Source organism: Streptomyces sp. NPDC054975 (assembly GCF_053609105.1).
The window spans coordinates 1-12,490 of record NZ_JBSGWV010000067.1 but is presented as its reverse complement, the minus strand read 5'-3'; the positions used below and the strand labels follow the sequence as shown (position 1 = coordinate 12,490).

Below are 12,490 nucleotides of genomic sequence, written 5' to 3'. Positions count from 1 at the left end.
CTGCGTTATCGAACGTTAATAGACACGGGGGCCGGATTCCAAGCCGTTCCGGATGATCATTCCCGAGATTGAGCTGGTACAGCCCGATTTGATCCCGCTTCAGTACGGACCATTGCCGCCACCTCAAACCTGACAGCATGCCAATTGTTATCGGAGCGGTACCTTTCCACTACGGATGGTCACAGCACGGCTCAGGGCACCACGGGCATCGTCCGGCGCCGCGCCGGCTGGCCCGCTGCGGGCCTGCTCACGGCGAGCAGCGCCATGTCGTCGGTGGATCCCCCGCCCGTGAACCGGCGGACGTCGTCGACGAGGGCGTCGAGCAGTTCCTCCGGCCCTGGGAAGATCCGCCCGGCGAGCCGCTCGGCCGGTTCGTAGAAGGCCCCCGTGGCGTCGCGCGCCTCGGAGAGCCCGTCGGTGTAGAGGAGCAGCGTGGCGCCCGGCGGGTACGGGGCCTCGTCAGCCCGGTCCGGCCAGGCGGCCAGGTCGCCCATGCCGAGCGGCAGCGCCGGTTCGGTCGGCTCCAGGAGCGCCAGGCCCCCGTCCGCGTACAGCAGCAGCGGCTCGGGGTGGCCCCGGTTGACGATCCGAACCCGCCCGTCCCCGCGCGGGATCTCGGCGAGTACGGCGGTGGTGAACCCTTCGAAGGCGTCGAGCCCCGAGCGGCGCGTGCCCTCGCGGGCGAGCGCCCGTTCCAGGCGCTGCGCGACGCCTTCGAGGCTCGCCTCCTGCTCCGCCGCCTCTCTGAAGGCCCCGATCACGACGGCGACCGCCTCGACCGCGTCGAGCCCCTTGCCGCGCACGTCGCCGACCACGAGCCGTACCCCGTGCGGTGTGTCCTGGACGGCGAACAGGTCGCCGCCGATGAACGCGTCCGCCTGCGCGGCCTCGTAGCGGGCCGCGACCTGGAGCCCGCCGATCCGCTCGGCGGGCGTCGGCAGCACGGCCTTCTGCGCGGTCTCCGCGATCACCCGCGCCGAGGCGAGCCGCTCGCCGCTGCGCCGTACGACCCGGTTGATCAGCAGGGCGAGGGCGGAGACGGTGACGACCGTCAGCGTCTCGGTGAGGGCGGGGACGTCGGTCGCGGTGTCGTTGTACAGGTGCAGCCCGACGCTCGCGAGGACCGCGGCGATGCCGGTGAGCAGCGTCGTCAGCATGGAGAAGAAGGGGGCGGCGATGAGCGGCGCCGCCGAGAACATCGGGGAGGCGGTGTACGCGGGGGGCGTGGACAGGTCGAAGACCACACCGCCGAGGATCACCAGGGGCGGCAGGGCGCGGATGAACCGACGAGCCCTCCCGCCAGGGGCACGTGACGCGTGCCCGTTCGCCGCACCGTTCGACCCGCGCCCGCCCGGCGCGCGCGACGCGAGCCCGTTCACCGCACCGTTCGCCCCACTCTTCGCCCCGCCGTTCACCGCACCGTGCGCACTCCCCTGTTTCGGCCCCTGGTCCTGCCCCTGGCCCTGGCCCTGCCCCACCTGTGCTCTCCTGCCCGGTCCGTACACGGCACGGCGACGGACGGTACCGCGCCCTCCCCAGGGTGGCGGGAGCCGCGCCGCTCGGCGACCCCCGCTCGGCCATGTGGGGGACACCGCTCACAGGTCCGCCACAGGCCCCGCTACAGATTCCGCTCCGCGTAGACCGTCATCGCGTCCCGTACGAGAAGGGCGGTGCCCTCGCCGTGCTTGTCGTAGTTGACGGTGAAGCGCGGATCGTCGACGTACATCCGGCCGAGGCCGATCACGTACTCCTTCGTCGGGGTCGTCGTGACCGACAGCCACTCGACGTGGCGTCGCGCGATCGCCTGGACCTCGTCGCTGTCGGCCGCCAGGCCGTCTCGCGCCGCCTGTGCGAAGGCGCGGGCGATGTCGGCCTGCCGGTCCATGAAGTCCTGCTTCTCCTCGGCACTGAGCGAGCGCCACCAGCGGTCGCCCTGCTCGTAGGCGTCGCGGCCCCAGCGCCGGCCGACCTCCTCCTCGTACTGCGTGTGGTCGAAGCCGTCGAACACTTCCTCGGCCATGAGCTCTTCCCCTTTCTCGGTCTTGTGGAGAGTGGTCCGCACCGCCGTGATCTGTCGCCCGATCCGCTCCCGCTCCTGTTCGAGCAGGAGGAGGTGGGTGCGCAGCGCGGCGGACGTGTCCCGCTGGCCTTCGAGGACCTCGGCGATCGCGGGCAGTGAGAGCCCCAGCTCGCGCAGAAGCAGCACGCGCTGCAGCCGCACGAGCGCCGCCTGGTCGTAGTACCGGTAACCGTTGGCGCCGATCCGGCTGGGTTCCAGCAGTCCGAGCTCTCCGTAATGGCGGAGAGTGCGACTGGTGGTGCCCGCCTTCTTGGCGATCTCCTGGATCGACCACTCCATACCGAGAACGCTAGATCTTGACGTTACGTAAAGGTCAAGGCGCGAAGGGCGCGGGAGCACACGCGACGAAGGCCCGGATCCAGTGACTGGATCCGGGCCTTCGTTGCTACTGAGTAGCGGGGACAGGATTTGAACCTGCGACCTCTGGGTTATGAGCCCAGCGAGCTACCGAGCTGCTCCACCCCGCGTCGGTGAATATGACCTTACGGCATGGTGAGCCGATCCCCTAATCGGTTTCCCGGCCGGCCCTCAGCAGCCGCAGTCCTCGGCGTCGACCGGGGCGGTGAGCGGGTCCGCCTCCTTCTTCGCGGGGCCTTCCCACGTCGCGTACGCGAAGCCCTCGCGGACCCAGTACTCGAAGCCGCCGAGCATCTCCTTCACCTGGTAGCCGAGCTGCGCGAGGGCGAGCGCGGCGCGGGTGGCGCCGTTGCAGCCCGGGCCCCAGCAGTACGTGACCACGGGGACGGACTTGTCGAGCAGCTGCTCGGCCTGCTCGGCGATGAGCGCGGTCGGCAGGTGGATCGCGCCGGGGACGTGGCCCTGGTCCCAGGACGCGGTCGAGCGGGAGTCGAGGACCACGAAGCCGGGGTCGCCGTCGGCGGCCAGGGCGGTCGCGACGTCGGAGACGTCGGCGTGGAAGGCGAGGCTGGCGGAGAAGTAGGCGGCCGCGGCCTGCGGGGAGGCGGGCGGGGTGCGAAGTACGGCATTGACCTGCGCGGTTGTCGTCATGCATGAAAATCTACGGTCGAAGATCATGGCGCTGAAGTGGGAAAACCCGGCGGTGGGAGGGCTCGGCCGGGAAAATCCGGGCGTGCGCGGGGGGCGGCAGGGGATCTCACGCAGCGGACGTCCGCGGGGACGGACGTGTCACGTTCCGCAGGCGCCGTCCGTCATGCCGATGACGGCAGGACGCTCACCACGCTCGCATACGAGGGGACGACGCACCGATGGACTCGGACGACAAGGACCTGCTGGCCGCGCGCTTCGACGCCGACCGCACCCACCTCAAGGCGGTCGCCTACCGGATGCTCGGCTCGCTGAGCGAGGCCGAGGACGCCGTCCAGGAGGCGTGGTTCAAGCTCAGCCGTTCCGACACCAGTGACGTACGGAACCTCAGCGGCTGGCTGACCACCGTCGTGGGGCGCGTCTGCCTGGACATGCTGCGCTCGCGCGCCTCGCGCCGCGAGGACCCGCTGGAGTACTACGTCCCCGATCCGCTGGTGCGCGGCGCGGACAGCGGCACGACCGACCCCGAGGAGGAGGCGCTGCTCACCGACTCGGTCGGCCTGGCGCTGCTCGTGGTCCTGGACACCCTCGGCCCGGCCGAGCGGCTCGCCTTCGTCCTGCACGACATGTTCGCGGTCTCCTTCGACGAGATCGCCCCGATCGTGGACCGCAGCCCGGCCGCGACGCGCCAGCTCGCCAGCCGGGCCCGCCGTCGCGTCCAGGGCGCGGCGCCCGGCCCGGCGCCGGACCTCACCCGCCAGCGCGAGGTGGTCGACGCCTTCATGGCGGCCTCGCAGGGCGGCGACTTCGAGGGCCTGCTCGCGGTCCTGGACCCGGACGTGCTCCTGCGCGCGGACGGCGGCAAGGCGCTCGCGGCGGCCTCGAAGCTGGTGCGCGGCGCCGAGGCGGTCATCAACCAGGCGCTCACCTTCGCCCGCTTCCGCCGCGAGTACCGCAAGGTGCTGGTCAACGGCGCGCCCGGCATCGTCTCGTACGTGGACGGCGGCCGGGCGGCCGGTCTCATGGCCTTCACCATCGTCGGCGACCGCATCACGCAGATCGACATCATCGCGGACCCGGAGCGGCTGGAGGCGCTGGGCATCTGACGGCCTGAGCGTGGGGCGGGCCGACGGCGGTCACCCGGCGGTGCGACCGCCTCGTTGTCGGCGGCACCCGCGCCGCCTCGGCCCCGGAGCGGTGTCAGCGCAGGAACGGATTGCGTCCCACGTCGGCGGGCACCTGTTCGCGCACCGGGGTGCTGTCCGGGCCGGGTACGCGCATGCCGGGGATCGGGACGTCACGGACCCGGTGGAGGAGCACGGCCCCGTCCTCGTTCCGTACCTCCTCGTACCCGTGGGCGAGGAGCAGGGCGATCCGCTGCCGCTGTTCGGCGAGCGAGGCGAAGGGGAAGGTGCGGTCGTTCACGCGGAGCAGGACCCAGTCCGCCCCGCGCGGCGTGGCGTCGACGAGGACCACGTGCGTACGGGACGTCAGGCGGGGGGCCACGGTGTTGTCGGCCTCCACCGTCGCGCCGTCCGGGATGAGTTCCGCGGCCCGGGCGAGCGCGCGCTTGTCCGGCCGGGGCTGCCAGGACCCCGGGTGGAACGGCAGGCCGAGGCCGGCGACGAGGGCCGCCGCCGTACTCAGCGTGACCGCGACGACGGACAGCCGGGCGCCCCACGCCCGCCACGGCGGGTGCTTCCGGCGGTGCAGCCGGGCGAGGGTCTCCAGCGCGGCGGTCAGCAGGATCGGCCAGAGGAAGGCGTCGTAATGGTTGACCACCGGCCAGTGGTTCGGGTTGTCGGACAGCATGCGCTCCGCGATCAGCGGCACCGCGAGCAGCAGCGTCGATGAGCCGACGGGCAGGAACGCGAGCGTCCCCAGGAGCCAGACGAGGATCACGACCTTGACGAGCGGCGTGAACGCGACGGCCGGCAGCACCCACGGCTCGGTCAGCACGCGCAGCACGGCCTCCCCGCCGTCCGCGCCGAGTCGACCGTAGCTCCAGTAGTAGCCGGGCGGGCTGCCCATGGCGGGCAGGAACCAGCCGACCACCAGGGCGACGACCAGAGGTCCACCCAGGAGCAGGGCGATGCCCACGGCCCGACCGTTCGCGAGCCCGGTCGCCCGCGCGGGGGCCTGGCGGGCGCGCAGGGCCAGCACCAGCCCGAACGCCCCGACGACCAGCCCCATGTCCTCCTTCACCAGACACAGCGCCGCCGCCCACAGGGCCGCGCCTCCGTAGCGCCGCGCAAGGCCCCGCTCCAGCATCAGCAGCGTGAGCGGCACGGCGAAGGCCACCTCGTGGAAGCCGGTGTACGAGGAGTTGAGGAGCGGCCAGCCCACCGCGTACACCAGGCCGCTCACGTCGGCCGCCCGGCGCGCGACGGCGGGGGCGGCCTCGGCGAAGCAGTGCCGCGCGATCCGGCGGACGACCGGCACGCCCGCCGCGAACAGCACGGCCTGGGCGAGGATCAGCGAGCGCGGATCGTCCCAGAGCCAGTAGAGCGGGGCCAGCAGCGCCAGGAGGGGGGTGAAGTGGTCGCCCAAGAGCGTGAAGTCGGGCGGGAATTCATGGTGGACGCTCTTGATCGGCGACCGGGGCGGATCGAAGTGCGCGTACGCCCGCACCGCCTGATCGAAGATCCCGAGGTCGAAGCCGGTCACCCGCAGCGCCGTCCAGGACTGCAGCCCCAGCGCGAAGCACACGAGGAAACAGAGGATCACCGTGGCGACTCCACGCCACCGCCCCGCGAACCGGGCGGCGCCGCGAGGAGCGGACACCCCCTGCGTCGAGCCGGCCGGCTTCCGCTGTCCCGGAAGAAGGTCCGTGACCTGAAGGTCCTTGGCCTCAAGGTCTGCGACCTGGCTCGGCTCGCGGCTCGGTGGGGCACTCATGCCCCGACGCTACGTGGCGCCCCGGCCAACTGCCAACGACGAAGCGCCCCGACCGGCGAAACCGGTCGAGGCGCTCCCAGCGGGCCGGAGGGTCGCCCCTCCCCCGTCACACGTAGGCCGTGTGGGACTCGAACCCACAACCAACGGATTAAAAGTCCGCTGCTCTGCCAATTGAGCTAACGGCCCTCGGCACAACACCCCCGAGCATAGCCGTATCGCTCCCAGGAACCGATCGGGTATCCGACACGGCCCCGTCTCCCCGAGGCCCCCTCGGGCCCGCCCGGCGCGGCGGGCGGGCCCGAGGGAAGGCAGTCCCGGTACAGGGTCAGTACAGGCCCTTGAAGCCGTTCCAGCCGCCCGAGCCGATCATGACGCGGCCCGCGTACCCGCCGTTGCCCAGGTTGGTGTACCGCCACAACTTGCCGCTCGTGTCCCGGGCCAGCAGCTCCCCGCGGCCGTCACCGGTGATGTCGCCGACGCCCACCAGGGAGTTGTAGACACCCCAGCCGCCGCCGAGCTTCACCCGGGCGGTCATCCCACCGTTCGCCGTGCCGTAGTAGCGCCAGAGCACACCCGACGCGTCCATGCCCAGCAGATCGCCCCGGCCGTCACCGTTCAGGTCACCGGCGCCCACGATCTTCTTGTAGAGCTTCCAGTTGGTACCGATCCTCACCCGGGCGCCGAGACGGCTCTCTTCCGTACCCGGATAGAGGTACATGTCACCGGTGGTCGTCTGGCGTGCGATCAGGTCCTTGAAACCGTCACCGTTCACATCGCCCGGCGACGTCAGCACGTCGAACTGGCCCCAGCCCCTGCCCACGAGCGTGTACGCCGAGGAGTCCGAGACGATCGCCCCGCAGCCCGGACGGTACGCGCGCAGTTCGTCGCCGACCCGCCCGTACACGTCGTTGCAGCCGTCACCGGTCAGGTCACCGACCGGCACCAGGAGCGCCGTGGTCGGGAGCTTCCCGCCCGTGCCGTTGGTCCGCGCGGCCAGACCGCCCGAGCCGTTGCCCCGGTAGAGCGACACCAGTCCCGCCGAGTCCATCACCAGCAGGTCGCCGAAGCCGTCGTTGCCCGCGAGGTCCCGCCACGGCACCACCCTGCCGCCGGTCACGGAGATCGTGCCGGAGGCGGACAGGTCCTGGCCCTCGCCGTCGGCCGTGTTGGCGGTCAGCGTCCAGAGGAACGTGCCGTCGGTGACCAGCCGGCCCGCGGCGTCCTTGCCGTCCCAGCCGACCGCGATCCGGCCGCGCGTCTCGCCGCCGTCCCACGTGCGGACCAGCGCGCCGTTGACCTTCCGGCGCAGCGTCAGCTGCCAGTACGACGACGGCTTCGACAGCGACCAGGCCGCCTTCCAGCCGTCCGTCGCGCGGGCACTCGCCGGGGCGTTCGTCGCCGTCGCCGTCAGGTCGGAGGTGGGGACGCTCGTCCAGACCGCGTGGATCCGGTTGTCGGCGTCCTTGTAGGCCACGGCGCCGCCGAAGCGGTCCACGGTCCACGCCTCCCGGCGCGCGCCCTGGACGGGGGTGTCCACCAGCGTGCGCGGCGCGGCGGCCGTGCCCGTGTGGAAGTCGATCAGCCGGAGGGACGAGCCGGAGCCCTGGTCCAGGACGAAGCCGTCACCGAGCAGACCGCCGTTGTACGAGCCCCTGGGCAGCGCGATCTTCGTGCCCTTCTGGAGGTCGAGGACGCCCTGCTTGGAGAACTGGCTGCACGACCAGTACAGCCAGCGGCCCGCCACCTGAAGCTCCGTGGCCGCGCAGTCGGCGCCGGTCGCGACCGTGCCGAGGTCCTTGCCCGTGGCCAGGTCCGTACGGGAGATCTGGCCCACCGTGGCCGTGCCGGCGAAGAGCGTGTCGCCGCGCAGGGCGGCCGCCGTCTGGGGCTGCCTGCGGACGACGGGCGAGGCGCCGGTGGCGGCGTCCAGGTCGACGACGAGGGTCTCCTCGCCCGCGACGAGGTCGCCGGGCATGCTCGGGCGCCCGCCCTGGACGACGGCCCACCGGCCGGAGGCGTCGGCCAGCCGGGCGTTGCTCTTGCCCGTGGCGGCCCGGGTCGTCTCCTTCGCGGAGCGCCGCCCGACCACCTCGATCCCGGACACACCGCGGGCCAGGTGGACCGTGCGGCCGTCACCGGAGTCGAACAGCGGGGTCGTGTTCTCCAGCCGCTCCTCGGACCCGGCGGAGACGGGCTCCGACTGGCCGGTGTGCAGCGGGCCGACGGGCAGGTTCCGGATGTGGAAGCCCCGGCCCATCTGCCCGTCCTGCTCCAGGGTGGAGAGCCGGCCGGCGCCGAGGGCGAGCGACTGCACCGCCGTCGCCAGCGGTTCCACGCGGCGCAGCTTCTCCAGGACCGGCGCGCCACCCTCCTTGCCCGGGACGGCCTGCAGCAGGTACCAGTCGGTGGCGGAGGAGCCGCCGACGACGGCCGCTCCGGCCCCGCCGACGATCTGGTTGATCTCCGCCTCGGCATTCTCCAGGAGCGTCTGCGGGGCGCCGTCGGGCGACAGCGCGACCAGCCGCCGCTTCAGCGAGGCGTCCGTGCCAGACGCCTCGCCGACGGCGAGGACCCACTCGTCGACCAGGCCGATACGGGCGGAACTCAGCCCCTCGGGCAGCGCGTACGTCCGCTCGGCGCCGTTCAGGGCGGACCGCTCCCGAACGTGCACCTGGCGGTTGCGGTCGACCCAGGCGATCCGGTCGGCGCTCAGGGCCACCGGCGCGACGAGGATGCTCTCCCCCACGGAGGTCGGCGCCTCGATCACGGTCATCTGCCCGGTCCGCAGGTCGACGACGCCGAGGTCGGTGAGGTCGTACGTGTCGGCGGACCGGCCGAAGCGGATCACGGCCGCGCTGTCGTCGCCCGCGACGAGCCGCGCCATGTGCAGGTTGGCGCCCTCGGGGAAGCCGGTGACGGGGATCTTGGTCTCCGTCGCGTCCCCGGCGCGCCGCAGGTAGTAGCCGGTGGTCGTCTGCGACGAGGTCTCGGACTCGTACTGCTGGAAGAGCAGGGTGTCGCCGAGCAGACCCCGGTAGCTCGCGTCGCGCGGCATGGCGAACGGCTGCTCGGTGCCGGTCACGAGGTCGCGCAGGTAATGGACGCCGGCGCCGCGCTGGACGTACGCGTACCGTCCGCCGACGCCGGTCTCGGCGAAGGACGGATTGCCGGAGCCGTACCCGAGGGACACGGTCTCGCCGCTCGCGAAGCCGGTCCAGAAGAGCTCGCCGCCGAAGTGTTCGTCCGCGTCCTCGGTCTCGTGCACGTACCCCCCGGGGCTGACCGCCTTCACGGCCGCGTGCCGCGGGACGGTCCGCCAGTTGGGCGTGATGTCGAGCTGGTCACCGGGCGGTACGGCGGCGGGCGCGGCCGTCGGGACGGCCGTCGGGACGGCCGTCGGGACGGCAGTGGCCGGCGTCGCGCCGATCACCGACGCGATGAGCGTGGCGGCCACGGCGGCCGTACGCGCGCGGCGGTCACGCGCGCGTGAAGAGCGTGCCAACGAGGGTCCCTCCCCGGGAATCCTGAAAGATGAGGAAAACAGGGCGGAAGCCGGAACACCGTGCGCCGGGCCCCCTGGCCGACGCTCCCCACCCATGTCAACAGCGCCGACAGTAACAGCAGCGTCGGACACCGGGCAGCCGGGTTTGCCACCCGGGCGGCGCCCCTTTCGACCCCGCTGAACGAGCCGGGGCCCGTACGGCGAACAACTCCCGTACGGGCCCCGAACTACGCGTCACACCTCACGACAGCGTCTTGTACATCTGCCAGCCGCCGCCGATCTTCACCCGGCCCGCGAACGTGCCCGAGCCGTTGCCGTTGTACCGCCACAGCACGCCGGCCGAGTCCCGGGCGACGAGGTCGGCCTTGCCGTCGCCGGTGATGTCACCGACGCCCGCGAGCGCGTTGTAGACCTGCCAGCCGCCGCCGACCTGCACGCGGGCACCGAACGCGCCCTTGCCGTTGCCGTTGTACCGCCACAGCACGCCGGCCTTGTCGCGGGCCAGCAGGTCGCCGGCCTTGTCGCCGTTGAGGTCACCGACACCGACGACCGAGTTGAACATCTGCCAGCCTCCGCCGAGCTTCACGCGGCCCTTGAACTTGCCCGTGCCCTCGTCGGCGTACATCCAGAGCTCACCGGCCGGGGTGCGCGCCAGCAGGTCGGTCCGGCCGTCGCCGGTCAGATCGCCGGGCGCGGTCAGGACGTCGTAGATGTTCCAGCCCGAACCGAGCGCGACCTTCGGCCCGCCCGGCGCGAAGGCCGTGCCGCAGCCGCCGTCGTGACGCGTCAGCACACCCGCCGAGTTCCGCACGAGCAGGTCGTTGCACTTGTCGCCGGACAGGTCCCCGAACGGGACGACCGTCGACGTCGCCGGCCACCCGGAAGCGGAGGCCCCGGTCCCGAGCCCACCGGTCCCCGTCCCCGTACGCACGGTCAGCGCACCGGCCGAGGTCAGCCCGAGCAGATCGCCCTTGCCGTCACCGCTGTGGTCCCGCCACTTGGGGAGCGGCTTGACGGGTACGGGCGCGGTGGTGGCGGCTCGCAGCTGGGTGACGAAGTCACCGGTGGACTGCTGCCACACGGCGACGGGCCGGTTGGCGGCGTCGACGGTGACCAGGCCGAGGGCGTAGCCGCTGGTGTTGGTGGAGAGCGGCGTCGGGGCCGCGGACCAGGCACCGTTGACCCGCGAGGAGGTCATCAGCTTCCGGTCGGTGTCGCCCTGCGTCCACACCGCGTGGACGCTGCCGTCGGGACCGGCCGTCAGATCGAACTGGTCGTCGGGGACATAGCCCGTCGAGATCGTCTTCATGGCGGACCAGGTGCCGTTGGTGGCGGAGCGCGTGGTGGTCCGGGCGGAGTAGCCGGATCCGTCGACGAAGACGACCCCGAGCAGGGTGACGTCGCCTTCCGGACCGACGGCGATCTTGCGCCAGCTGCCCCCGACGAACCCGTTGGTCGGCTCCTCGGCTCCCCAGACCAGGCTTCCGGGCTTGCGCTGAGCGACCACCTCGGCCTGCGATTCGGCCGTAGCGGACTCGGACGTGGTCCAGAGCAGCGCGGCATGGCCGCCCTGGCCGATCGTCAGCTTGGGGTTGTGCGCGTGCTGGCCGGGCGTGGAGACGGTGACCGGCTCGGTCCACGTGCCGCCGGCCACCCGGTCGAGGACCTTGATCTCACTGATCGCGGGGCCGGCGTGGACGTAGGCCACAGTCGCTGTGCCCTGCGCCGAATACACGAGCTCCGGAGGGGAGGAGAGCCCCGCGTCCGCCGTGGGCACGTCGAGCCGGACCGGCTCGGACCAGGCCGCGCCCGGGGCGGTACGGACCGAGGAGAACACCCCGCTCCGCCCTTCCGAAACGCCCTGCCAGACGGCGACGAGCTCGCCCGACGGAGAGCCGGCCAGCTGCCCGCTGTGCATCCAGCCGGGGTCGGCCACGATGTCCGACGGTGCGGACCACGTCGTGGCGCCGGCCGCGAGGGTGGACATCCGGAAGACTCCGCCGGGCTTCTCGTCGCCCGGTCCACCGTCGTTCGGGAACTCCATCCAGGACGCCACCACGGCCCCGTCGGCCGAGACGGTGAGACGCGCCTCACCGCGCTGGCTGGGCGGGGTGGCGAGGACGTGCGCCGCGCCCCAGACGGAACTGCCCGCCGGGCGGACGGACACGACGTATTCGAGCTTGCTGCGGTCCTCCGGAATCCGGTACCAAAGGGCGACGACCGCCCCGTTCTTGGCCGTCTTGAGGTCCACGATTCCGTGGATGGACGCGCCGTCCGACAGCGGCACGGACGCCGCCCACGGGTCGAGCGACGCGGCGGCGGCAGCGGCGGCTCCGGCCGGCGCGGCGGTCGCCGGCGCGGCCAGCGGGCCGACGCCGGCGAGAAGGGTCGCGGCGGTCACGGCCGCGATGGAATGGCGTAGAAGAGCGCTACGAGGCACTCGGGTCCTCCCCTGAGGATGAAAGTAGAGGCACGGGGAAGACAGCGGTGCTTGAGCTCAACAGACGTCGCTTCGCGGCCCCCCGGCCGCACCGCCCCCCATGCGCTGCGCCGATGCTAACAGCCACTCACCAGCGCCGAAAGCCTTTTTCGAACCCGTTCAAAGGGCTCGAAAAAGCAGGGCCCGTACGACACCTGGGTGTCGTACGGGCCCTGCTCAGGGTTCTACGTGAGATCAGCCGTTGCGCTTCCAGCGCGGCTTCTCGTCGCGGCGGCCGAAGGAGCCACCCGTCGAGCCGGTGCCGCGGTGGTCGCCGCCACGGTGGTCGTCACGGCGGCCGTACGGGCGGTCGCCACCCGAGCGGAAGCCGCCCGAGGGACGGTCGTCGCGGCGGTCGCGGTTGAACGGACGGTCGCTGCCGCGGTGGCCGCCGGTCGGACGGTCGTCGCGGCGGAAGCCGCCACCACGGTTGTCGTCACGACGGTCGTCGCGGCGGAAGCCACCGGACGGACGGTCGTTGTCGCGGCGGAAGCCACACCGGCGGCGGTCGATGATAAACATCTCC

Annotated in this window: 7 protein-coding genes, 2 tRNA genes and 1 pseudogene; 1 reads left to right on the top strand and 9 read right to left on the bottom strand. The window is 72.3% G+C overall.

Going from position 1 to position 12,490, the window contains the following annotated elements:
- Positions 1-191: 191 nt before the first annotated feature.
- The 4 genes from ACWF79_RS32200 to ACWF79_RS32185 form a co-directional block, all read right to left on the bottom strand.
- Complete coding sequence (locus ACWF79_RS32200; protein WP_453731730.1) at positions 192-1,280, bottom strand: PP2C family protein-serine/threonine phosphatase; 1,089 nt, start codon at positions 1,278-1,280, stop codon at positions 192-194.
- Positions 1,281-1,618: 338 nt separating this feature from the next.
- Positions 1,619-2,359: a MerR family transcriptional regulator gene (locus ACWF79_RS32195; RefSeq protein WP_453731720.1), complete on the bottom strand. Its 741-nt coding sequence runs from the start codon at positions 2,357-2,359 to the stop codon at positions 1,619-1,621.
- Between the two features lie 114 nt (positions 2,360-2,473).
- A tRNA-Met gene (locus tag ACWF79_RS32190) sits at positions 2,474-2,547 on the bottom strand.
- Positions 2,548-2,608: 61 nt separating this feature from the next.
- Positions 2,609-3,088 (bottom strand): rhodanese-like domain-containing protein, encoded by a 480-nt coding sequence (locus tag ACWF79_RS32185; RefSeq protein ID WP_453731719.1) that lies wholly within the window; start codon positions 3,086-3,088, stop codon positions 2,609-2,611.
- A 218-nt stretch (positions 3,089-3,306) separates the two neighbouring features.
- Between ACWF79_RS32185 and sigJ the strand changes: the two genes are divergently transcribed.
- On the top strand, positions 3,307-4,191 hold the full coding sequence (gene sigJ, locus ACWF79_RS32180; protein WP_453731718.1) for an RNA polymerase sigma factor SigJ: 885 nt from the start codon (positions 3,307-3,309) through the stop codon (positions 4,189-4,191).
- A gap of 94 nt (positions 4,192-4,285) precedes the next feature.
- Here sigJ and ACWF79_RS32175 read toward each other — a convergent pair whose 3' ends face one another.
- The 5 genes and pseudogenes from ACWF79_RS32175 to ACWF79_RS32155 form a co-directional block, all read right to left on the bottom strand.
- Entirely contained in the window at positions 4,286-5,983 is a 1,698-nt protein-coding gene (locus tag ACWF79_RS32175; RefSeq protein ID WP_453731717.1) for a DUF2079 domain-containing protein, read from the bottom strand.
- A 113-nt stretch (positions 5,984-6,096) separates the two neighbouring features.
- Positions 6,097-6,169: transfer RNA gene (locus tag ACWF79_RS32170), tRNA-Lys, on the bottom strand.
- Between the two features lie 139 nt (positions 6,170-6,308).
- Entirely contained in the window at positions 6,309-9,485 is a 3,177-nt protein-coding gene (locus ACWF79_RS32165) for an FG-GAP-like repeat-containing protein (protein ID WP_453731716.1), read from the bottom strand.
- A 241-nt stretch (positions 9,486-9,726) separates the two neighbouring features.
- Entirely contained in the window at positions 9,727-11,886 is a 2,160-nt protein-coding gene (locus ACWF79_RS32160; RefSeq protein ID WP_453731715.1) for an FG-GAP repeat domain-containing protein, read from the bottom strand.
- Positions 11,887-12,159: 273 nt separating this feature from the next.
- Positions 12,160-12,490: pseudogene (locus ACWF79_RS32155) on the bottom strand (DEAD/DEAH box helicase); the annotation flags it as partial.